General features: G+C 42.8%; 26 protein-coding genes, 2 tRNA genes, 1 rRNA gene and 1 riboswitch. Of the genes, 25 read left to right on the top strand and 4 right to left on the bottom strand.

The window, feature by feature from the left end; translation table 11 throughout:
- Positions 1-86: 86 nt before the first annotated feature.
- Positions 87-1,205, bottom strand: a complete 1,119-nt coding sequence (locus DW650_RS16140) for a DUF362 domain-containing protein (protein WP_118210517.1) — start codon at positions 1,203-1,205, stop codon at positions 87-89.
- A 187-nt stretch (positions 1,206-1,392) separates the two neighbouring features.
- On the opposite strand from DW650_RS16140, the gene DW650_RS16135 reads away from it, so the two are divergent.
- The 10 genes from DW650_RS16135 (at position 1,393) to DW650_RS16090 (ending at position 9,610) form a co-directional block, all read left to right on the top strand.
- Positions 1,393-1,803, top strand: a complete 411-nt coding sequence (locus tag DW650_RS16135) for a hypothetical protein (RefSeq protein WP_118210516.1) — start codon at positions 1,393-1,395, stop codon at positions 1,801-1,803.
- Positions 1,804-1,820: 17 nt separating this feature from the next.
- On the top strand, positions 1,821-2,978 hold the full coding sequence (locus tag DW650_RS16130) for an alanyl-tRNA editing protein (protein WP_117922323.1): 1,158 nt from the start codon (positions 1,821-1,823) through the stop codon (positions 2,976-2,978).
- A 105-nt stretch (positions 2,979-3,083) separates the two neighbouring features.
- Entirely contained in the window at positions 3,084-4,274 is a 1,191-nt protein-coding gene (locus DW650_RS16125; RefSeq protein WP_118210537.1) for a serine hydrolase domain-containing protein, read from the top strand.
- Positions 4,271-4,867 (top strand): hypothetical protein, encoded by a 597-nt coding sequence (locus DW650_RS16120; RefSeq protein WP_117922325.1) that lies wholly within the window; start codon positions 4,271-4,273, stop codon positions 4,865-4,867. The genes DW650_RS16125 and DW650_RS16120 overlap by 4 nt, the downstream gene beginning before the upstream one ends.
- Positions 4,868-4,910: 43 nt before the next feature.
- A complete protein-coding gene (locus DW650_RS16115) occupies positions 4,911-5,603 on the top strand; it encodes a hypothetical protein (protein WP_118210515.1) in 693 nt (230 codons plus the stop codon).
- The gene (locus tag DW650_RS16110) at positions 5,597-6,049 is read left to right on the top strand and encodes a GGDEF domain-containing protein (RefSeq protein ID WP_158576233.1); all 453 of its coding nucleotides are present in this window, start codon (positions 5,597-5,599) and stop codon (positions 6,047-6,049) included. The genes DW650_RS16115 and DW650_RS16110 overlap by 7 nt, the downstream gene beginning before the upstream one ends.
- Positions 6,050-6,163: 114 nt before the next feature.
- Complete coding sequence (gene mtnA / locus DW650_RS16105; RefSeq protein ID WP_117922328.1) at positions 6,164-7,264, top strand: S-methyl-5-thioribose-1-phosphate isomerase; 1,101 nt, start codon at positions 6,164-6,166, stop codon at positions 7,262-7,264.
- Between the two features lie 55 nt (positions 7,265-7,319).
- Positions 7,320-8,180: an Mrp/NBP35 family ATP-binding protein gene (locus tag DW650_RS16100; protein WP_117922329.1), complete on the top strand. Its 861-nt coding sequence runs from the start codon at positions 7,320-7,322 to the stop codon at positions 8,178-8,180.
- A gap of 252 nt (positions 8,181-8,432) precedes the next feature.
- Complete coding sequence (locus DW650_RS16095) at positions 8,433-8,894, top strand: LytTR family DNA-binding domain-containing protein (RefSeq protein ID WP_118210513.1); 462 nt, start codon at positions 8,433-8,435, stop codon at positions 8,892-8,894.
- A complete protein-coding gene (locus DW650_RS16090) occupies positions 8,891-9,610 on the top strand; it encodes a LiaF transmembrane domain-containing protein (protein ID WP_118210512.1) in 720 nt (239 codons plus the stop codon). Before DW650_RS16095 ends, DW650_RS16090 begins: the two co-directional genes overlap by 4 nt.
- 96 nt (positions 9,611-9,706) lie before the next feature.
- Here the strand turns inward: DW650_RS16090 and DW650_RS16085 are convergent, their stop codons facing one another.
- Together DW650_RS16085 and DW650_RS16080 are read right to left on the bottom strand one after the other, a co-directional pair.
- On the bottom strand, positions 9,707-11,122 hold the full coding sequence (locus DW650_RS16085) for a uracil-xanthine permease family protein (protein WP_117922332.1): 1,416 nt from the start codon (positions 11,120-11,122) through the stop codon (positions 9,707-9,709).
- 124 nt (positions 11,123-11,246) lie between these two features.
- Positions 11,247-12,008: a DUF975 family protein gene (locus DW650_RS16080; RefSeq protein ID WP_118210511.1), complete on the bottom strand. Its 762-nt coding sequence runs from the start codon at positions 12,006-12,008 to the stop codon at positions 11,247-11,249.
- A gap of 111 nt (positions 12,009-12,119) precedes the next feature.
- Here DW650_RS16080 and DW650_RS16075 point away from each other — a divergent pair, with 111 nt between their 5' ends.
- Complete coding sequence (locus tag DW650_RS16075) at positions 12,120-12,560, top strand: DUF2752 domain-containing protein (RefSeq protein WP_117922345.1); 441 nt, start codon at positions 12,120-12,122, stop codon at positions 12,558-12,560.
- Between the two features lie 35 nt (positions 12,561-12,595).
- Here DW650_RS16075 and DW650_RS16070 read toward each other — a convergent pair whose 3' ends face one another.
- Positions 12,596-12,949, bottom strand: a complete 354-nt coding sequence (locus tag DW650_RS16070) for a hypothetical protein (protein ID WP_243006926.1) — start codon at positions 12,947-12,949, stop codon at positions 12,596-12,598.
- Between the two features lie 150 nt (positions 12,950-13,099).
- Between DW650_RS16070 and DW650_RS16065 the strand changes: the two genes are divergently transcribed.
- The 14 genes from DW650_RS16065 to DW650_RS16000 form a co-directional block, all read left to right on the top strand.
- Complete coding sequence (locus DW650_RS16065) at positions 13,100-15,247, top strand: Tex family protein (RefSeq protein WP_199654300.1); 2,148 nt, start codon at positions 13,100-13,102, stop codon at positions 15,245-15,247.
- A 45-nt stretch (positions 15,248-15,292) separates the two neighbouring features.
- Positions 15,293-15,467: riboswitch (FMN riboswitch) on the top strand.
- Between the two features lie 137 nt (positions 15,468-15,604).
- Positions 15,605-16,219 (top strand): ECF transporter S component, encoded by a 615-nt coding sequence (locus DW650_RS16060; protein ID WP_117922336.1) that lies wholly within the window; start codon positions 15,605-15,607, stop codon positions 16,217-16,219.
- A 143-nt stretch (positions 16,220-16,362) separates the two neighbouring features.
- Positions 16,363-16,860 (top strand): YcxB family protein, encoded by a 498-nt coding sequence (locus DW650_RS16055; protein ID WP_117922337.1) that lies wholly within the window; start codon positions 16,363-16,365, stop codon positions 16,858-16,860.
- 15 nt (positions 16,861-16,875) lie between these two features.
- Positions 16,876-17,319 (top strand): tRNA (adenosine(37)-N6)-threonylcarbamoyltransferase complex ATPase subunit type 1 TsaE, encoded by a 444-nt coding sequence (gene tsaE / locus DW650_RS16050; RefSeq protein ID WP_118210536.1) that lies wholly within the window; start codon positions 16,876-16,878, stop codon positions 17,317-17,319.
- 32 nt (positions 17,320-17,351) lie between these two features.
- Entirely contained in the window at positions 17,352-18,056 is a 705-nt protein-coding gene (tsaB, locus tag DW650_RS16045; RefSeq protein WP_186900533.1) for a tRNA (adenosine(37)-N6)-threonylcarbamoyltransferase complex dimerization subunit type 1 TsaB, read from the top strand.
- Positions 18,053-18,490: a ribosomal protein S18-alanine N-acetyltransferase gene (gene rimI, locus DW650_RS16040; protein WP_118210509.1), complete on the top strand. Its 438-nt coding sequence runs from the start codon at positions 18,053-18,055 to the stop codon at positions 18,488-18,490. The genes tsaB and rimI overlap by 4 nt, the downstream gene beginning before the upstream one ends.
- A gap of 150 nt (positions 18,491-18,640) precedes the next feature.
- Entirely contained in the window at positions 18,641-18,871 is a 231-nt protein-coding gene (locus tag DW650_RS16035; protein ID WP_117922346.1) for a hypothetical protein, read from the top strand.
- A gap of 86 nt (positions 18,872-18,957) precedes the next feature.
- Entirely contained in the window at positions 18,958-19,872 is a 915-nt protein-coding gene (locus DW650_RS16030) for a ribonuclease Z (RefSeq protein ID WP_118210508.1), read from the top strand.
- 13 nt (positions 19,873-19,885) lie between these two features.
- Positions 19,886-20,464 (top strand): DUF6715 family protein, encoded by a 579-nt coding sequence (locus tag DW650_RS16025; protein WP_241070890.1) that lies wholly within the window; start codon positions 19,886-19,888, stop codon positions 20,462-20,464.
- Positions 20,457-21,482, top strand: coding sequence for a tRNA (adenosine(37)-N6)-threonylcarbamoyltransferase complex transferase subunit TsaD (gene tsaD, locus DW650_RS16020; protein WP_117922343.1), 1,026 nt, complete (start codon positions 20,457-20,459; stop codon positions 21,480-21,482). The genes DW650_RS16025 and tsaD overlap by 8 nt, the downstream gene beginning before the upstream one ends.
- Entirely contained in the window at positions 21,482-22,213 is a 732-nt protein-coding gene (gene ispD / locus DW650_RS16015) for a 2-C-methyl-D-erythritol 4-phosphate cytidylyltransferase (protein ID WP_118210506.1), read from the top strand. Before tsaD ends, ispD begins: the two co-directional genes overlap by 1 nt.
- 64 nt (positions 22,214-22,277) lie before the next feature.
- Positions 22,278-22,363 (top strand) — tRNA-Ser (locus DW650_RS16010).
- Between the two features lie 43 nt (positions 22,364-22,406).
- Positions 22,407-22,496 (top strand) — tRNA-Ser (locus DW650_RS16005).
- A 367-nt stretch (positions 22,497-22,863) separates the two neighbouring features.
- Positions 22,864-23,022 (top strand): 16S ribosomal RNA (locus tag DW650_RS16000); the annotation flags it as partial.

Here is a 23,022-nt window from a genome sequence, read left to right as displayed (position 1 = left end):
GGCAGTCTGTGAAATGATTCGTGTAATGCAATGTGGCAGATAAAAATTCTGGCAGGTCATTAGGCTGAATATCAATTTCAAATGCACTAAAGCGTAATCAGCTTATACTGGTCACGTCCCAGTCCGATCTTCACTGCATGAGAAATGCAGCTTCTCCACTCCGTATCCGGATGTGTCATATGGAAATGATCGTGATCTTCCTCATTGCCATGAACTTTTATATTTTCACCAAGGACACTGTTTTCCACCGGAGTCATCTGGTTGCACAGATCAGCACAGGCAACGTCAAGTGCGACCGGATCGAAAGATGCTAACATACCGACATTTGGAATGATCGGAATATCGTTTTCTGCATGACAGTCACAATTGGGTGAAACGTCGCAGATCAGTGAAACATGGAAACACGGACGGTCTTTGCAGACAGCTAAACTGTATTCTGCCATCTTATAGTTGAGCATGGCGATGGAATCATTGTAATCAGCAGCGATCGCATCCTTCGGACATACAGCTAAGCAGCGCCCGCATCCGACACATTTATCATGATCGATCGATGCTTTATGATCTTTAAACTGTGGTGCACCGTGCGCACAGATCCGGCTGCAGGCACCACATCCGACACATAAGGACTGGTCTACACTTGGTTTGCCATCGCAGTGCTGCTCCATTTTTCCGGCTCTTGAACCACATCCCATGCCGATGTTTTTGAGTGCACCGCCAAAACCTGCCATCTCGTGACCTTTGAAATGCGTCAGGGAAATAAAAACATCTGCATCCATGATGGCATGTCCGATCTTTGCTTCTTTGACATATTCACCGTCGATCGGAACGATCGTCTCATCCGTACCTTTTAAGCCGTCACCGATGATGACATGGCATCCGGTCTGGTAAGGGGAAAATCCATTGACATAAGCTGTCTCAAGATGGTCTAAGGCATTTTTACGGCTGCCGACATATAAAGTATTGCAGTCAGTGAGGAAAGGTTTTCCACCTAGTTCCTTGACATAATCGGCAACGACTCTGGCATAATTCGGACGAAGAAATGCAAGATTGCCATATTCACCGAAATGTATTTTGATCGCTGCGTATTTGTCAGTAAAATCGATCGTTTCAAAACCGGCTGTTTTCATAAGACGGTGTAATTTCTGGAGCAGATTTTCATGCTCTGTTGCTTTAAAAGATGTAAAATAAACGTTTGATGTTTCCATACTGTGTGCCTCCTGTACGTTTCATATAAGGGGAGTGCCCGCTCCCGGATATATGATATTTATTATCTATAATTATATAAGAAAAATATAGAAATGTCAGTAGAAAAAATGTCAGATTATGCTATACTAAAGTACAGAATGTTACTGTTTACCCGAAGCGCAGAGTAAGAAAACGGAGGAAAATCCGATGAAACAGCAGAGCAAACCAAAGAAAAGCAAAAAAGAAAACAATCATATGCCGGGCGATTGGTTATATTTTGCACCTGAAAATGTGACAGTACGTCATATTTTTGATGTGCTTACAAATGCAAATGATGATACAATAACAGCATCTTATGAGGTAGAGATCTGGGAGGATGCTGGTGTATTGGAAGTAGGATTAAGTGATGGAGCAACGCTTGATATTGAACAGACAGAGATTCCGGCAAAAGATGAGATCACAGCGGCATTTGCGAAAGAACATGGATGTGAGTGTGTATTTCTTGTTACCATAAAACCGGAAGAATTTGATATCGCAAAGAATGCAATGCAAAAGATCGTGGCTTCTTTAGGCGGACTTTTCTGCGGAGACACCGAGGATTTTACACCAGTATTGTAGTAGAAAAGAGGAAGAATATGACAGAAAAATTATACGATCAGGATGCATATGCAGTAGAGTTCGATGCAAAAGTTTTATCCTGTGAGGCATATCATGATAAAGATGAGAGTGGTTACCATGTTGTATTGGACAGGACACTTTTCTTCCCGGAAGAAGGCGGTCAGAGTCCTGATAAAGGAACGATAAACGGCATAGAGGTGACTGATGTACAGATCAAAAAAGATGTGGTCACACACAGTTTAAAAGAACCGCTTGCTGTTGATGAAAATGTACATGGAAAGATTGACTGGACACATCGTTTTAACAATATGCAGCAGCATTCCGGTGAGCATATATTTTCCGGGATCGTACACAGCAGATTTGGATATGACAATGTCGGATTTCATTTAAGCGACAATATAGTTACAATGGATTTTAATGGTGTCCTGACCGCAGATGAGGTCAAAGAGATAGAGACGGCAGTCAATGATGTGATCGTAAAAAATCTCCCTGTGGAAATTACTTATCCGGCAAAAGAAGAACTTGCAGCACTTGATTACCGCAGTAAGATCGAGATCGAGGGACAGGTGCGTATCGTGACGATCCCCGGCGTGGACGTCTGTGCCTGCTGTGCACCGCATGTAAAGCGTACAGGTGAGATCGGAACACTCAATGTACAGAGCCTTTCTAATTATAAAGGTGGTGTCAGAATCAGTATTTTAAGCGGTTTTCGTGCCTTAGAGGAGGAACAGAAAAAATCACAGATCATTTCAGCAATTTCCGGTACACTTTCTGCGAATCAGGAGCTGCTTCCACAGCTTGTGGAAAAATTAAAACAGTCCAACCAGGATCTGAAATACAAACTGGCACAGGCAAAGCAGAAACTCATTGATCAGAAGATCAAAGAGATTCCAGCAGAACAGGAAAATGTACTTTTGTTTGAGACAGATCTTGATACACCGGTCATGCGTAATGCCATCAATGGGCTTGTGGAAGCACATGACGGGATCTGCGGTATTTTTGTGGAAAAAGAAGACGGTGGTTATAATTTTATCATCGGAAGTAAAACAAAGGACTGCAGGGAGATTGCCGCCCTGCTCCGCGAAAAAACCGGTGCACGAGGTGGCGGAAGTGCGGCAATGATTCAGGGATCTGTCACTGCAGATGAGAAAGTGTTAAGGGAAATATTGATCTGATGTGTATACAGTATGTGTGAATGGCAGCGGTTGTCAGTGCGTTAACAGCACGATATGATTTATCGGATTTTTTACAGCAGTATGTGTGGAAATGGGGAAACTTCAATGGAATTAAGTCAGAAACTGGAACAACTGATTGAAAAATCAGTAGAAAAAAAGGAGATTGCCGGAGCGAATATTCTGGTCATACAGGATGGAAAGGAAAAGGCATTTGCAGCAGGCGGACATGCAGACATTAAAGCAGGCAGAAAATATGAACGTGATACCATAGTACGGCTTTATTCCATGTCAAAACCGGTTACATCTGCTGCTGCCATGCTTTTAATGGAGCGGGGGCTTCTTGATCCGGGAGCTTTTGTGGAAGAATTTCTGCCGGGATTTCACAATGCGATCGTTGCAGAAGGAGGAAAACTGGTTTCGGCGGAGAAACCGGTCAGAATCTGTGATCTGCTCAATATGACATCAGGTCTGATGTATGGTGGAGATATCACGAGCGTCTGTTCCATGGAGACGGAAAAACTTTTTGACCGGATCAAAGAACATTTATATCTGGAAGATGCGCTGACTACGCAGGAGATTGCAAACCGTCTTGGTCTGATACCGCTTCAGTTCCAGCCTGGAGAAAGTTTTCAGTATGGTACATCTGCGGATGTACTTGGAGCAGTCATTGAAGTGATCAGTGGAAAGTCTTTTGGAGAATTTTTAAAAGAAGAATTTTTTGAGCCGCTTGGCATGAAAGACACTGCATTTTATGTGCCGCAGGAGAAACAGAACCGTCTTGCAAAAGTGTACCAGAGGACGGAAGATGGACTAAAACTTTATACGGAAGATCATCTTGGCATCATGAATGCAATGAAACAGGAACCGGCATTTGAATCGGGTGGCGCAGGACTGGTTTCAACGTTAGATGATTATGCGAAGTTTGCGTCAATGTTAATGCAGGATGGCTCTTATCAGGGAAAACAGATATTAAAAACGCAGACAGTACGATATATGACAAATGGATCATTAATGCCTTGGCAGCAGGAAGTATTAGATCAGTGCTGGGAGGGGATTCGCGGATATACCTATGCCAATTTATTGAGAATCCAGAAAGATCCTGGAAAATCCCCGCTGTTTACTTCAATAGGAGAATATGGCTGGGATGGATGGCTTGGGGCATATTTCTGCAACAGCCCAAAAGACGGTCTTACGATGCTGCTTACCATGCAGCTTAAGGATGCGGGAACGACATCATTGACAAGACGTTTAAAGAATGTGATCTGGAGTGAGCTTTGCGGAGGAAGACAGAAATGAATTTTGACTTTATGATGGAATGCGAGATAAAAGATCCGAAAATCAAGACTGCGTACGATGAAATTTACAAAGAGCTTGTGGAAGCAGAAAAGCACTACTGGAAGGAACCACAGCAGAGCGGGATTTTGTTCCGTAAAACGGCAGAGCGGATATGCCGCTTTTATAATGATTATTATGAGATCGGATTTTCGGAAGGTACACTGTTAGAAGAGTTTTTATGTTATACCGACAAAGAAGAGCATAATGTTTTAGTGAGCCGTTTTTTCAGCACTGTCAAGGATCAGAGGGATCGTCTGAATAAATTAAGAGTGCTTGGAGATGACTGTATCTGGGGGGAAGAAGGACCGGACCGTGGAATGGAATTTTGTGACCGCATGGCACAGGATGCAGAGAAAATGGCAGATGCGATGATGGAAGTCATTAAAGACATGTGCAGGCATTTTAATGGCAGAACAGATGTAGATGACAGATTTTTTTTCGTTGACTGGGTACCGGATTATTCAGAAGAAGAAAGATTTCCCAAAAAAGAAGAAGAAAAAAAGAGCAGGCCTTCTATTTTTTCAAGATTTTTTTGTGGAAAAAGCAGTACATAAAGAGGACATGATTTGAAGAATAAGATAAAAAACAGGATATCGAATGCGTATTGTATTTTCTACGCAGGAAATAAGTGATACAGGGCATTGTGTGCGTTTTTTTACATCGCATATGGCTGTCTGGGTATATGCGGATGACAAGCTGATCTATTCGGTGGAACAGTTACACTCGGTTTTTGGCAATTCGCCGGGAGTGATATGGAATTTTGTGGATGTACCGTCAGAGACAGAACAACTTACTGTGATCGTCCGGGCAGCATATCCGCAGGTCCGTCAGAAAAAGATTGATTTTTATGCCGGGGATACCGGACGGATGTATAAATATTTGTTATACAGTTCAGGAGCCGAGGTTATTGTCAGCCTGCTCGAAATTATGGTGGGTGTTGTTTTAATCGGATACTGGCTGATGGCGCATAAAAGAGTTCCAATCGAACGTGATATTTCATATTTTGGTGTCTTTGCGTTATTGACGGGGATATGGTCTTTTAATGAAACAAAGATGGCAACGATCCTGATTCCAAGCCGGACGGCATGTGCATTTGTTTCGGCAGTTTCACTGATGTTGATGATACCGCCGTTTGTTCAGTTTATGAAGTGTTTCTGGAAAATAAAAGACAGATGGATTTCAGAGACGATCTGTGTCATGGCATATCTTAATTTTGTTATTCAGATGCTGCTTCAACTGACAGGAATCCTGGGATTAAGACAGATATCATTGGAAGATTTGGTGTGCTGACCGGTCTGTATAACCGTAATTCTTATGATGAATGGGTAAAAGAAAAACAACAGGCAGATGGAACACTGATCGTGACATTTGACCTGAATAATTTAAAACACTGCAATGATACGATGGGGCATGCGATGGGTGATTCTTATATCAAAAATGCTGCTGAGATCATTTCGCGTGTATTTGGCAGCCATGGAAGATGTTACCGCATTGGTGGTGATGAGTTCTGCGTTGTCATTCAAAACAGGGGTGGTTTTGATCTGGAAGAAAGACTGAAAGAACTTGAATTGGAACAGCAGGAGTTTAATCAGAGCCATACGATTCCAAAGATACAGATTGCTTATGGTTTTGCCGGATTTGATGCAGAGAAGGATATGGATTTCGAAGCGGCGAGATCCCGTGCAGATGTTAAAATGTATGAAAAGAAAAGAGCATTAAAAGGAGGGGGCAGATAATGTCCCCTTCGTTTTTGTTTCTTAAAAAGTACCGGCGTTAGACTTTAAAATTGTTTCTTTAGCGTGTATAATAAAAAGAAGTGGAAAAAAAGAAGAAAGGCACAGGTCACGAAGATGCAGCAGTGCAAAGAAAATGACAATATCATGAATTATGATACGGTGCGCTTAGATGATGAAAATAATGCAATTATTATCATCGATCAGACGAAACTTCCGGGAAAGATAGAGCTGATCGCTTTAAAGACAGCGGAAGAGATCTGGGATGCCATTTACCTGCTTAAGGTAAGGGGAGCTCCGGCGATCGGGGTTGCAGCGGCATTTGGAATCTATCTTCTGGCAAAACAGAGCGGCGCGGCAGATTATGATACTTTTCATGATGAGTTTATAAAACAGAAAGAGTATTTAGAATCTGCAAGACCGACAGCGGTTAATTTAAGCTGGGCGCTTAACCGGATGCAGGGCGTTTTAGAAGCGCATGCCGATGAGAATGTGGCGAGAATCAAAGAATATTTAAAAGAAGAGGCAATAGAGATCTGGCAGGAGGATATCCGTGTCTGCAGAAAGATCGGCGAATATGGTCTGACACTGGTAAAACCGGGAGATGGCATTTTAACCCACTGTAATGCCGGACAGCTTGCAACCAGCAAGTATGGCACGGCAACAGCACCGATCTATCTTGGGGAAGAAAAGGGCTATCATTTTAAAGTGTTTGCAGATGAGACAAGACCACTGTTACAAGGGGCAAGACTGACGGCATTTGAATTACAGTCCTCCGGAGTGGATGTTACCCTGATCTGTGATAATATGTCTGCAACGGTTATGAAAAATGGATGGGTCAATGCAGTATTCGTCGGCTGCGACCGCGTGGCAGCGAACGGTGATACGGCAAACAAGATCGGAACATCCGTGGTTGCAGCAGTAGCAAAATATTATAATGTACCGGTTTATATCTGTGCACCGACTTCAACGATCGACCTTAATACAAAGACAGGAGCCGATATTAATATCGAGCAGCGTCCGGCAGAGGAAGTGACTGAGATGTGGTACAAAGAGCGCATGGCACCAAAGGATGTAAAGGTGTTTAATCCGGCATTTGATGTGACAGATCATGAACTGATCGCTGGAATTGTGACGGAATACGGAATCGCACGGGCACCTTATACGGAGTCATTGCAGGAGATATTTAAAAAGCGGGCACAGGAATCAGAAAGATAAGATTGGGCAGAATAAAATATCTGCAGGAATGAAGATAAAAAGGAGTGTATGAGACATGGCAGAAAATAGTAGTTGCAGCAGCGCATCAAGCTGTAGCAGGGAGAGCTGTGAAGGCTGTCCGAGCAAAGCAAAAGGTGGAAACGGAATCGCAAAAGAACCGATGAATCCATCATCCAATGTAAAAAAAGTAATCGGAGTTGTCAGCGGAAAAGGTGGAGTCGGCAAATCGTTTGTGACGGCATCACTTGCATGTGCAATGAAACAGGCCGGCTATAAAGTTGGCATCATGGATGCGGATATCACAGGACCATCCATTCCGAAAATGCTCGGTGTACATGGTCAGGTTGTAGGTACAGAGGAGGGAATGATCCCGCTTGAAGCAGAAAACGGTATCAAAGTAATGTCCGTCAATCTGCTTTTGGATAATGAGGAAGACCCGGTCATCTGGAGAGGACCTGTGATCGCAGGTGTGGTAAAACAGTTCTGGAATGAGACTGTCTGGGGAGATATTGATTACTTATTTGTTGATATGCCGCCAGGAACTGGTGATGTGCCGCTTACGGTATTCCAGTCACTTCCGGTCGATGGTATTGTGATCGTTACCTCACCGCAGGAACTGGTGCAGATGATTGTCAAAAAGGCATACAATATGGCAGAAATGATGCATGTTCCGGTACTGGGACTGATCGAGAATTTCAGTTATTTAAAATGCCCGGACTGTGGCAGGGAGATCAAATTATTCGGTGAGAGCCATATTGAGGATGTTGCAGCAGAGCTGACACTTCCGGTATTTGGAAAGATTCCGTTAGATCCTGCATTTGCAGAAAAGGCAGACGAAGGAAAATTCTATGAGACAGAAAATCCTTACCTGCAGACAGCAGTCAGAGCACTTTCTGCAATGAACCGTATCATGTAAAATAATTACCACTTACCATAGGAAAACGAACCACTTGGTGTAAAAACATTTACATCAGGTGGTTCGTTTTTTATAATGATCTTGTCAGTAAGAAAGAAAACCGGTTTGCTTTAAGTACAAAAATGGGTTGCAGATGAAAAGCAGTACAGTACTGGAGAATGATATGAAAAATTAAAGATTTTTCATACGCAAGATTTGTGCTTCGCACAAACTTGTGATGCGCTTAAAAGCAGCGCAAGAATGGAGATTAGTATGAAAATCAAAATCGAAATGGATGAGCAGGTGGCAGAGGAAGAAGTCATCATCCGCTGCCGTGGTATGACAGAACAGATCGCAGCCATACAAAAAGCAGTCAGTGAAGCGGCTGGTGCAGTTCAGAAGATGGTTCTATACAAAGGAAATACCGAGTATTATCTGCCGATGAACGACATATTGTTTTTTGAGACGGCAGACAGTGGAGTGGTGGCACATACGGGGAATGATCTGTATGAGGCAAGATACAAACTGTATGAACTTGAGGAAATTCTTCCTGGATTTTTTATGAGAGTGTCAAAGTCGACAATCTTAAATACCACCCATATTTTTTCCATCAACCGGAATCTGACGGCGTCGAGCGTTGTGGCATTTGAGAATACACACAAAAAAGTATATGTGTCAAGGTATTATTACAAACCATTGATCAGAAAATTAGAAGAAAGAAGGTTATGTCAATGAAAAAGAAAAATATTGCATGGGGACTGTTTTTTGTATTTCTTGCAGCGGTATATTTAGTGACCAGCAGTACCGGGATTGAAATCGGTGTTGGTTTACCCGGTATTTTTATGACGATCATGTTTGTCTGGCTGTTCGTGGATGGAATAAGAGAAGTAAACTTTTATTCCATGACGTTTGCAATTGCATTTATCTGTATTATTTACAGAAAACCTCTTGGCCTGGAAAGACTGAATCTGACAAACTGGACGATACTTGGTGCAGCATTGCTTTTAAGCATTGGACTTTCGATGATTTTTAAAGATGTCCGGAGAAAGAAAAATTCCTGGGAAAAAACGATAAACTGGGATGAAAAAACAGGTGCATCAGACAGTGAACAGTGCAGCGGAGAGCATATCCGCTGTGAAAATAATTTTGGTTCTGCGATTCGTTATATCAATTCGGATCATTTCTGTGATGCGCGGCTTGAAAACAATTTCGGAAGCATGAGTGTTTATTTTGATAATGCAATGATCGCAGGGGATGCTGCATCAATTGAGGTGGAAAACAATTTTGGAGAGACCAATCTTTATATTCCAAAAGAATGGAAAGTACAGAATGAACTGAGACATTCTTTCGGAGCAGTGGAAGCGATAGGACACAGTGAAGGAAGCAGTGTTGCGGCACTGTATCTGCGCGGAGCGGCGAATTTTGGCGTGATTAAGATTCATTATATTTAGCAGATAAAAAATGTAACAGGTGAAAATCATAAGAAAGAAAAATGCGGTATCCGTGTGTTTGCAGATACCGCATTTTTATTTATTACAACTGATTATTTACTCCTCGTCATCTGCATAGCTTGTATCTTCATGCAGATTCGGGATCATATCAAGACCGCGGTTTGCATCGATCTTTGGATCTTTGCCAAAATGATAATCATTACCTGGCAGGATCGCATTTAAAAGAATACCTGCGATCGCAGCGATCGCTAAGGATGTGAGTGTGATGGAAGTTCCGGCAACGGTAAAAGTAAGACCGTCCGAAAAACCAAGACCACATACAAAGATGACACCTGCGATGATAAGGTTTCTTGATTTTGTAAAATCAACGTGGTTTTCTACTACATTCCGGACACCGATCGCTGAGATCATGCCGTAGAGCATAAAGCTGACACCACCGATGATCGCAGATGGCATGGAACCGATCACCTCAGCCATTTTTGGAATGAAACTTAATATGATCGCATAGCATGCTGCGAGACGGATGACTTTCGGATCGTGAACCCGGCTCAATTCAAGAACACCGGTATTTTCACCGTAGGTCGTGTTGGCAGGACCACCAAAGAATGCCGAGAGTGCAGTTGCAAGACCATCTCCGATCAATGTGCGGTGCAGCCCCGGATCTTCGATAAAATTCTGATCTACAGTTGCAGAGATTGCGGAGATATCTCCGATGTGTTCCATCATGGTTGCAAGAGCAATCGGAGCCATCACAAGGATGGCAGAGATATTGAATCTGCAGATGGAAAATGCAGGAACACCAACCCAGGAAGCTGCCGCAATATTTGTAAAATCGAGAATTGCAGAGCCATCCGCATTTGTCATGCCAAGTGCGTTAAAGATAAGAGCTGCACAGTAGGAAATGATAACACCCATCAGGATCGGGATGATCTTAAACATTCCTTTTCCCCAGATATTAAAAATGATAATGACTGCAAGTGCGATCAGTGCTAAAAGCCAGTTTTTGGATGCGTTATTTACAGCAGAGCCGGCAAGGCTTAAACCGATGCAGATAATGATCGGACCGGTAACGACCGGTGGCAGGAAACGCATGACTTTTTTGACGCCGGCAAGTTTGATGATCAGTGCAAGGATCAGATATAAAAGTCCGGCAACGACAACTCCGCCGCAGGCATAGGACAGTTTGTCAGCATTTGACATATCGGCAAACACACCGGAATCCATGGAAGCGATCGTTGCATATCCACCTAAAAATGCAAAAGAAGAACCAAGAAAAGCCGGAACTTTAAATTTGGTGCAGAAGTGGAAAAATAAGGTGCCGATACCGGCGCAGATCAAAGTGACCTGTACATGCAGTACATCTTCCCCGAAGTAACTGTTGACTAAGATCGGGACAAGAATGGTTGCGCCGAACATGGCGAACATGTGCTGCAGACCGAGCAGCAGCATCTTTGGCATGCCAAGAACTGAGGCATCGCGAATGGGTTCATTGTTCTGATTAGATTGATTCATAAAATCCTCCTTTGTTTTGCGGAGCAAAATGCGACTGCCTATGCAGGAGCAGAAGATTTTCCTCCTTTGTTTTGCGGTTTTATCCCATAAGAAACGCACCTTCGATGGAAAGTGCGTTGTGGAATCAAAATTGGGTTGTATCAGTATTTGTATAACTGCGGACTGGAATCCGGTTCAATTCTCCGGTACAGTCCAGATAAAAAATAACGAGTGTTTCTGTCTGGTAAGGAACAACCCAGAGGGATGCGATGCCAAACGAGCAGAGAATTAATAACCCATATCCGATAAAACTGAGCATAATATAAAGCAGACGCATACGGTTGCCGTGCATGAGAAGTCTGCATTCTTTGAATACCTCACGGCATTTTAACTTAGGATGATCGAGCGTAATATATCCGATAAAATGATAGGTAAGCATAAAATAGCAGCTTAAGATCAGGGAAAGAATACCGGTTACTATTGTGATCACAATAGAAGTAAGTGAAAAATCTACGATTACTGCATAAGTAAAACTGCCGATCACAGGAAGCATGGAGACAAAGATCATCAGCAAAAATATAAATCCTGCGATAAAAAAGCGGTCGGTATTTCTTTTGAATGGATCAAAAATATCACGAAGTCTGAAATCATTTCCGCGTGTCATGGACAGATGGACTTTTGCTACACCACATCCTAATACAAAACTGACAACGGATATGAGAAGTTCTGCGATCAGTGAGATCACAAGCTGCATATTTGTCGGATTATCGCCCATGGAAAAGGAAAAAGGAGATTCGATCACAGTTGCGATCAGTGTTGTGGCAACAAAAGCTGCCATAGGAATACGGTATCTGTCATTTAAAATATCACGTGCAATACGTTTGAGTTCTTTTGATGTGCGTTTCATTCAGTGAATAACTCCTTTTAGATCATACAGCAGTTCTGCTGCGATTAGAATAAATTATAGCATAGGTGGCAGGGGGTTGTATAGATACGGATTTCTGATATAATGTGGAGAATGGAAAAAAGAAACACTTATGAACAGAAAAAAATAGATGACATTTTATATATTCTTGGTCTGAGCAGCGCAGCCATCTGCTGCATGTATCTGCTCATTTCTCAAATAACTGGCTTTCGTATTGAAAACTATCTCTACCCATGCCTGTTCCACGCCGTAACCGGCTATTACTGTCCGGGCTGCGGAGGAACCAGAGCGGTACGTGCCCTCTTTCAGGGACATTTTCTGATATCATTTTTTGAGCATCCGTTTGTGTTATACGCAGCGGTATTATGTGGATGGTTTCTGATCAGCCAGACAATTGAGCGGCTCTCACAGCATAAACTATCAGTTGCAATGCACTATAAAGACCGGTATCTCTGGATCGGACTTGCGATTCTTATTGTTAACTGTGCGATAAAAAATTTGGTTCGGTTTTTCTGGGGTATAAATCTTTTATAAAATTTAAAGCCGCTATTTATTTAAAATATCAGAACTCAATTCTGCGGAAACAGCATATTATAATCAATTCCTAAAGACTTGCAGCTCTCCCGCATCATATTTTCAATGCCGCCATAATAAACGTTGGCGAATACGACGGAATAGATTAACAGCAGAATAATGATACCAAGTGCTACGCTGCTTAAAGCAAGTCCAAGTTTGGCACGGCTGCTAAAAGTTGTCTCACCGCCGCGTGAGAGCAGTGCAAATACAATGCCGAGTGCCCCGCAGATCAGTGCAGGATAAACCAGACAAAATGTTGATAGTGCAATGATGCCCATGATAAAGGAAAGATTTTCCATATGTTTTGAACGCCGGTCTGGCATTGGTCTGTAAAATTGATGATCCATAAAAATCTCCATTCTTGCAAATACTAACAATAGTGTATCATGCAATGTGGAAAAAAACAACGCCACCTTGAATCCATGTGGATATTTCGCTATAATAGATATACTGTGCCGGAGAAAAAATGGAGACCGGTGAAAGAAAAAGGAGCAGCTATGGATATTATTGCAAAGATTTCCGAAGAACTCGGAATCAGTAAAAATCAGACTGAAGCAGCTGTAAAGCTGATCGACGAGGGAAATACAATTCCATTTATCGCCCGTTACCGTAAGGAGGCAACCGGAGCACTCAATGATGAGGTACTTCGTAACTTATATGAGAGACTGACTTATTTAAGAAATCTCGAAGAACGTAAAGAGACGGTTCTTGCAAGCATCGAGGAACAGGGAAAACTGACCGATGAGTTAAAAGCACAGATATTAGCGGCAGAGACGATGGTCGTGGTGGAAGATCTGTATCGTCCTTATAAACCAAAACGCCGCACCAGAGCAACGATCGCGAAAGAAAAAGGGTTAGAGCCGCTTGCCAGTATCATTACCCTGCAGATGTTAAATACATCTTTAGAGGAAGAAGCAGAAAAATTTGTTGATCCGGAAAAAGAAGTGATGAGTGCCTCAGATGCGATCGCAGGAGCAAAAGATATCATTGCAGAAAGTATTTCAGACGAGGCAGATTACCGAAGCCGTATCCGTGATCTGACTGTTAAAAAAGGATGTTTGGTTTCTGCTGCGAAAGATCCTGAGGCAGAGTCTGTTTACGAGATGTACTATGAATTTGATGAGCCGGTAGCAAAACTTGCAGGGCACCGTATTTTAGCATTAAATCGTGGAGAAAATGAAAAATTTTTAACAGTAAAGATTGAGGCACCGGTCGAGGATATTTTGCGATACCTTGAAAAAAAGGTGATCGTGCGTGACAATCCACAGACAACTCCGGTATTAAAAGAAGTGATAGAAGATGCCTATGACCGTCTGATCGCGCCAGCCATTGAGCGTGAGATCCGCAGTGACCTGACCGAAAAGGCAGAGGACGGGGCAATCAAAGTATTTGGCAAGAACTTAGAGCAGCTTTTGATGCAGCCTCCAATTGCAGGACAGGTTGTGCTTGGCTGGGATCCGGCATTCCGTACCGGCTGTAAACTTGCCGTGGTGGATCAGACCGGAAAAGTGCTTGATACCACAGTCATTTATCCGACCGCACCACAGAATAAGGTAGAAGAAGCAAAAGCAGTTTTAAAGAAGCTGATCTCAAAATATCATATTACGCTGATCTCGCTTGGAAACGGTACAGCATCCCGCGAGTCCGAGCAGGTCATTGTAGAGTTATTAAAAGAGATACCGGTGAAAGTGCAGTACATCATCGTCAACGAGGCAGGGGCATCTGTCTATTCTGCAAGTAAACTTGCAACGGAGGAGTTTCCGCAGTTTGATGTTGGACAGCGAAGCGCAGCATCCATGGCACGCCGTCTGCAGGATCCTTTGGCGGAGCTTGTAAAAATCGATCCGAAATCCATCGGTGTAGGTCAGTATCAGCATGACATGAACCAGAAAAAACTAAGTGAAGCACTCGGTGGAGTTGTAGAGGATTGCGTAAACAGAGTCGGTGTTGATTTAAACACTGCGTCGGCATCATTGCTTGAATATATTTCCGGCATCAGCAAGGCAGTTGCAAAAAATATTGTTGCATACCGTGAAGAAAATGGCCGTTTTGAGGCGAGAAACCAGCTTTTGAAAGTTGCAAAATTAGGACCAAAAGCATATGAGCAGTGTGCAGGTTTCCTGCGCATCAACGATGGAAAAAATCCGCTGGATGCAACAGGTGTGCACCCGGAAAGTTATGCAGCAGCAAAGACACTGTTAGAGCGTCTCGGATATACGACAGATGATGTGAAAGAACGCAGATTAGACGGCATTTCAGGGAAAATATCCGATTATAAAAAACTGGCGGAAGAGCTTGGGGTAGGCGAGATCACACTGCAGGATATCGTAAAAGAACTTGAAAAACCGGCGCGTGATCCAAGAGAGGATATGCCAAAACCGATCCTGCGCAGTGATGTGCTTGACATGAAAGATTTAAAACCTGGAATGATCCTGAAAGGAACAGTCCGGAATGTCATTGATTTTGGTGCATTTGTGGATATCGGAGTACATCAGGATGGTCTGGTACATATTTCACAGATGTGTGACCGCTTTATCAAACATCCACTTGAGGTGGTAAGTGTCGGTGATATTGTTGAGGTCAAAGTACTGGATGTTGATCTGAAAAAACAGCGTATTGCACTGACCATGAAAATTAATGGTTGACAGATACGCAAAAGATGCATACAATAGAACACGAAAAAAATAATATTAATTCTTCGGGGCAGGGTGATGCAGTAAGATTTGCAGATTCCCGACCGACGGTGATGTAGAGAGTGCTGATCTTATAGGATCAGATTCATTTACAAAGTCCGTGACCTGCTAAGGCAGCTGATCCGGTGAGATTCCGGAACCGACAGTATAGTCTGGATGAGAGAAGATAAGCATGTGAATGATAAGACGTCGGCAAAGACGTTTCTGTTACAATAAAACCCCGGATGATTTGTACATCCGGGGTTTTATTATGTAAACACGCTTACGATCCCTCGTATATTTTCCGAAAGAGAAAAGGAGACGAGTGAAATGGATGCAACAAACAAAACAGTAACCGTAAAAAGAGTCAATGTGAGATATCTGACGGTGACAGCAATGCTCTCAGCAGTGGCATATATCCTGATGTTTCTGGATTTTTCCGTGCCGTTTATGCCGTCATTTATCAAGATGGATCTCTCAGAACTTCCGGCACTGATCGGATCATTTGCCATGGGACCGCTCTGTGGCGTGATCATCTGTCTGGTTAAGAATGTTCTTCATCTGTTCATTACATCTACGGGTGGCGTAGGGGAACTTTCAAACTTTATTCTTGGTGTGGCATTTGTACTGCCGGCAGGACTTCTTTACAAACACAAAAAGACAAGAACGACCGCACTCATCGGTTCCGTACTTGGAGCAGTGATCATGGGAGCTTTCAGTGTAGTTTCTAACTACTTCCTTGTATATCCGGTATATTACAACTTCATGCCGCAGGAGGCAGTACTCGGAGCATATCAGCTGATCGCTCCGTCAATGAAGAGCATTTTACAGTGCCTGATCTGCTTTAACATGCCGTTTACCTTTGTCAAAGGAATGTTTTCCGTAGTCATTACATTTGTGACTTACAAACACATTTCTCCGATTTTAAAAGGAAGACAGTCATAAGCAGTGAAGCTGATTTCGGTATTTGCCGGTATCGGTAAAACAGCAACTTTGTTTTTCAGGAGAAAAGACGCAGGAAATGCGTCTTTTCTTTTTTTTCAAAAAATGTTATACTAAGCTGATTCTAAAATGGCGGGGGATTGACGATGAGATTGGAATTTGATATAACATTGACCGCAAAGGATATGTTTCGTTTTAACATGTACCAGACCTATACCGGTGCATCCGGATGGATTTCCGTGATCGCAGCAGTGATCTGCTTTATTGCGGCAGGTACGAAATATAGTGAACGCGGGTTGTCCTATGCAGTTCTTGGCAGTTTGCTTGGAGTGCTGATCTTATTTTATATGCCGGTCACACTTTATCTTCGCTCAAAACAGCGTATTGCAGCATCTGAGGTGTTGAAGAACAGCCTGCATTACTGCGTGGATGAAGAAGGAATAACTGTAAAACAGGGGGATGCAGACGCGAAGCTTTTGTGGGATCAGATTTATAAAATGGTGTCTACGAAAAATAATGTGCTGGTCTACAGTAACCGCATAAATGCTTATGTGATACCCAGGCAGCAGTTAGGGGAGAAATATCGCAGTCTTGCAGACCTTGCAAAGGATAAGCTGCCGAAGTACAGGGTAAAGTTGAAGTAAATGGAGGACGGAATGATGAAAGAAACCGTTTATGAGACATTTTCCGCAGCAGAGACACATGCGCTTGGAAAGAAGATCGGGGAGACGGCAGAACCGGGAGATGTGTATACACTAGTGGGAGATCTTGGCGTTGGAAAGACTGTCTTTACACAGGGAATCGCAGACGGACTTGGGATTACAGAACCGGTATCAAGTCCGACATTTACGATCGTACAGGTGTATGAAGAAGGCAGAATACCATTTTACCATTTTGATGTATACCGGATCGGTGATATCGAGGAAATGGATGAGATCGGCTACGAGGATTATTTTTACGGGGAGGGTTTGTGCATGATCGAGTGGGCAAACCTGATCGAAGAAATCCTTCCGGATAAACGATATGATGTGACGATTGAAAAGAATCTGGAAAAAGGTTTTGATTACCGGAAAATTACCATAAAAGAGCATGAGGGCTGCTAAAATAGTTTATTCATGCGGGAATGGAGCTTACAATGAAGATTTTGGGATTAGACAGTTCAGGACTTGTGGCAAGCGTGGCTATCGTATGTGATGATAACATGCTTGGAGAGTATACTGTCAATTATAAAAAAACACATTCACAGACACTTCTGCCAATGTTAGATGAAGTGGCAAAAATGATAGAACTGGATTTGAATACGATCGATGCGATCGCGATCGCAGGTGGCCCTGGATCATTTACCGGTCTTCGGATCGGCTCGGCAACTGCAAAAGGGCTCGGACTTGCATTAGATAAGCCGATCGTCAATGTGCCGACTGTTGATGCGCTTGCCTATAATCTGGTCGGACATGCAGGACTTGTGTGTCCGCTTATGGATGCCAGAAGAAATCAGACTTACACAGGTTTGTACTCTTTTGAAGGCAATGAGATGGAAGTGTTGAAAGAACAGTGTGCAGTTGGGATAGATGAAATTATTTCGATTGTAAATGAGTTTGAACAGCCGGTCACATTTTTAGGGGACGGAGTGCCGGTATTCAAAGAATATATTGCAGAAAACTGCAATGTGCCGTATACGTTTGCTCCTGCACATGTCAATAAACAGAGAGCAGGAGCCGTTGCAGCGCTTGGCATGAAATATTTTTCTGAGGGAAAAGCCACGACCGCTGCAGAGCATAAGCCGGAATATTTAAGATTGTCCCAGGCGGAGCGGGAACGAAAAGAGGGCGGATTAGCATGATCACAGTCAGAGCCATGCAGGTAAAAGATGCAGAACAGGTAAGCGAACTGGAAAGAGCCATTTTTTCACAGCCTTGGAGCTATCAGGGATTTGTGGATTCATTAAGTCTGCCGAATACGGTTTTTCTTGTCGCAGAGGAAAATAATAAGATCCTTGGTTATATTGGAATGTATCTTTCAATTGATGAAGGAGAAATTACCAATGTAGCGGTTGCACCGGAAATGCGGTGCAGGGGAATTGGCGGCATGCTGCTTGCGGAAGCGAAAAAAGAGGCTGAGAGCCGTTCAGTTGGCAAAATTGTACTTGAAGTCCGCTGCTCGAACGACAGTGCGATCCGCCTGTATGAGCGCAATGGGTTTGTGAATCATGGTGTGAGGAAAGGGTTTTATGAACTTCCGAAAGAGGATGCCTATATTATGATATATGGCCAGTAATTGTGACCGGCAGCCAGTAATTCCCACTACATAAGGTATGATATTGCTTATATAATATAGATATCTAGTGTACTGTACATGAATGTTACAGCATGCCGGGCATTCATAGAAAATGTCTGCCTGTATCACAGAATGGGAAGGCTTAAAAAAATGAGCAGAAAAGATCAGAAAATTTACTGTAACTGTTGTGGAAAAGTGATTTGTATGTTATCTGAAAAAGACCATACTTCATTTCTTACTGTGGAGAAGGAATGGGGATATTTTTCTGATAAAAAGGATGGACGGATACACAGAATGGATATCTGTGAGTCCTGTTATGAAAAAATGGTGGGAAAATTTGTGATACCGCCGGAGGAAGAACAGGTAACGGAATTTGTATAACCTGCATTTTGCTCCGCAAAACAAGGAGTAAAATCCTCTCCTCGCCAATGGGCTCGGATTTTGCTCCGCAAAACAAGGAGGATTGTATGTTAGACGTATGTCTTTTGGGAACTGCAGGGATGATGCCATTGCCGCACCGGTGGCTGACAGCGTCATTGATGCGTTATAATGGAAGCAGTTTACTCATTGATTGTGGGGAGGGAACCCAGATCGCGATCAAAGAAAAAGGATGGACATTTAAACCGATCGATGTGATATGTTTTACGCATTATCATGCGGATCATATCAGTGGATTGCCGGGATTACTCCTTTCTATGGGAAATGCAGAGCGGACAGAGCCTCTTACTATGATAGGACCAAAGGGATTAGAACGCGTGGTCGGGGCACTTAGAACGATCGCACCGGAACTGCCGTTTGAAATACGATATATTGAAATAACAGAACCGGAAGCCGATATAGAAATAAACGGATATCATATCCATGCATTCCGTGTTAACCATAATATTATCTGTTATGGGTATACGGTGGAGATCAGACGTGCCGGAAGATTCTCTGTGGAGCGTGCAAAAGAGCATGAGATTCCGCAGAAATACTGGAACAGACTTCAAAAAGGGGAAGAGATCACCACAGAAGATGGGGCGCATTATACCCCGGACATGGTGCTTGGTGCAGCGCGAAAAGGAATCAAAGTAACGTATTGTACCGATACAAGACCGACAGAATCATTGGTTGCTTCTGCAAAAAAATCAGATCTTCTGATCTGTGAGGGAATGTATGCAGAAAAAGAAAAAATCGCGAAAGCAAAACAATACAAGCATATGACATTTTATGAAGCGGCAGAAGTGGCAAAGAAAGCAGAGGCAACAGAGATGTGGCTGACACATTTTTCACCGTCACTTGTGCATGCGGAAGATTATATGCCGCGGGTAAGAGAGATTTTTCCTAACGCATTTCTCGGAAAAGATGGAAAGAGCGTGGAGCTGATGTTTGAGGAAGATTGAGAGGGGGATTCATATGAAAAAAAATGGACAGAAAATCATTTTTGCAGTTGTCTGTGTTGTGGTTATTATCGGACTTTTCTGGTATGCTACAACGAAAAAAGTCAATTCAGCGGAAAATAGTGATAACCTTACAGAAGTACAGAAAGTGATCACTAAAAATCTTGAAAAAAATTATCCGGAAACACCAAGAGAGGTTGTGAAATTTTACAATCGTATCATCACCTGTTTTTATGATGAGGAGTACACAGATGATGAGTTATATCAACTCGGAGATCAGGCAAGGCTTCTGATGGATGACGAGCTGCTTGAAAATAATTCCAGGGATGATTACTTTAAAAGCCTGAAAGCAGATATTGAAGACTATCATGATAAGTCGAAAAAAATAGAGTCCTCATCAGTATGCGGCAGCGATGAGGTGAAATATCAGAAGATTGATGGGGATGACTGTGCTTATGTGACGGCATCTTATTTTGTGGACGAAAATAAAAGTTTTACACGTACAAATCAGACCTATGTACTTAGAAAAGACAATGATGGAAAATGGAAGATTTTAGTATTTTATCAGACCGAAGGAGATACGGAAGATGAGTGACAGGGAGATAAAAATTCTTGCAATAGAAAGTTCATGTGATGAAACTGCAGCAGCAGTTGTGGTAAACGGCAGGGATGTAAGATCCAATGTGATCTCATCACAGATTGCGCTTCATACATTGTATGGTGGTGTCGTGCCGGAGATTGCTTCGCGTAAACATATTGAAAAGATTAATCAGGTCATTGAGCAGGCTCTTAGTGACGCTGATATGACATTAGATGACATTGATGCGATCGGTGTTACATATGGACCGGGACTTGTAGGAGCGTTGTTAGTCGGGGTTGCAGAGGCAAAGGCAATCAGTTATGCAAAAAATATTCCGCTGGTCGGAGTACATCATATCGAAGGGCATATCAGTGCAAATTACATCGAAAATAAAGATCTGGAACCACCATTTTTGTGTCTTGTTGTATCCGGGGGACATACACATCTTGTAAAGGTTTTGGATTATGGAAAATATGAGATATTAGGACGAACAAGGGATGATGCGGCCGGAGAGGCGTTTGATAAAGTTGCAAGAGCGATCGGACTCGGTTATCCGGGAGGACCTAAGATTGAAAAAGTGTCACATGAGGGAAATCCGCATGCGATGGAGTTCCCACGTGCAAAAATCGCAGATGGTCCATATGATTTCAGCTTCAGCGGTCTGAAATCAGCAGTGTTAAATTATCTCAATGGTTGTCAGATGAAAGGGATCCCTATCGTGCAGGCAGACGTTGCGGCCTCCTTCCAGAAAGCAGTGACAGATGTTCTGATCGGAAATGCGATGAAAGCAATTGATGAATTTAAGATGGATAAGTTTGCTATTGCGGGTGGAGTAGCCTCAAATGGAGTTCTACGTGAAGGAATGCGGGAGGCATGTGAGAAAAAAGGAGTACAGTTTTATCATCCGTCACCGATTTTCTGCACAGATAATGCGGCAATGATCGGTGTTGCTGCTTATTATGATTTTATACATGGACAGAGGGATGGATTAGATCTTAACGCTGTTCCGAATTTAAAACTTGGAGAACGCTAATGGAAAAGTTTACAGCAATCGTTCTTGCTGGTGGAACCGGAAAAAGAATGCACAGTCATATTCATAAGCAATACCTTGAACTGGCAGGAAATCCGGTTCTTTATTATGCATTAAAAGCATTTGAAGAAAGTGATGTCACAGATATCGTTCTTGTCACAGGTGCGGATGAGGAAACATATTGCCAGCGGGAAATCATTGAAAAATATCATATCAGTAAAGTGAAAGCAATCGTGCCGGGAGGAGCCGAGCGTTATCATTCCGTGTACGCAGGACTTTGCGCGGCAGATGGAGCAGACTACGTGCTGATCCATGATGGGGCAAGACCATTGGTTACTTATGATATCATCTGCCGTTCTATGGAAGCAGTAAAGGAATACCATGCGTGTGTGGCAGGAATGCCGGTAAAAGACACGATCAAAATAGCAGATGAAGACGGCTATGCCAGTATGACGCCGGAACGCTCAAAAGTATGGCAGATACAGACACCACAGAGTTTTTCATATCCACTCATATATGAGGCATACCACAAAATGCTTGCAAATGAGGATTCAGCTATCACGGATGATGCAATGGTGGTAGAGCGGATGACAAATCAGCCGGTCAAGCTGATCGAGGGAAGCTACAGTAATATAAAAATTACGACACCGGAGGATATGCTGATTGCTGAAATGTACTTAAAACATGCTTTTGAAAATCCGCAGGATGAAAAAAATGAAAAAAAGTTAAAATAATTGTTGACAGAAGCAAAAGTTGATGGTATTATCTTTCTTGCACTGATTCGTGCGAAACAAATACGGAGAGGTATCGAAGTGGTCATAACGAGGCGGTCTTGAAAACCGTTTGTCCGAAAGGGCGCATGGGTTCGAATCCCATCCTCTCCGCTTACTGATGAATATCGGTACAAGTTAATATGTAATACTATTCGGAGAAGTACCCAAGCTGGCCGAAGGGACACCCCTGGAAAGGGTGCAGGTCGTTAATAGCGGCGCGAGGGTTCAAATCCCTCCTTCTCCGCTTGCTTGAATAATTAATTTTAAAAAAGTGTTGACAAATACTTGATGATGAGTTAATATAGACAAGCTGTTTGAAAGAAAAACTTCTTTCAAAAAGAAAAAAGTTCTTGACAAACCAGTCTTGATAAGATATAATAAACAAGCTGTCGCCGAGAACGACAACAAAACAAAGAACCTTGATAACTGAACAGTGAAATAACCTTGAAAGATTCAATGAATTTCAGGGTGTTGTGAATAACAACACACGAACGTTTCTATAAAGAAACAACCTTAAAACAGTAAATACGCTCAATAAAATTGAGCGGGATAAATCGGAGATTTATCCGGTTTATTGGAAGCCAGATTTGACTGGCAGGATGAAAACTTTTAAACATGAGAGTTTGATCCTGGCTCAGGATGAACGCTGGCGGCGTGCTTAACACATGCAAGTCGAACGAAGCACTTTATTTGATTTCTTCGGAATGAAGATTTTGTGACTGAGTGGCGGACGGGTGAGTAACGCGTGGGTAACCTGCCTCATACAGGGG

Origin of the sequence: Roseburia sp. AM23-20 (assembly GCF_003470905.1) — a bacterium.
GTDB classification, from domain to species: Bacteria; Bacillota; Clostridia; order Lachnospirales; family Lachnospiraceae; genus Roseburia; species Roseburia rectibacter.
Note: the sequence above shows the minus strand (reverse complement) of the source record. Positions and strands in the feature narration are given on the sequence as shown.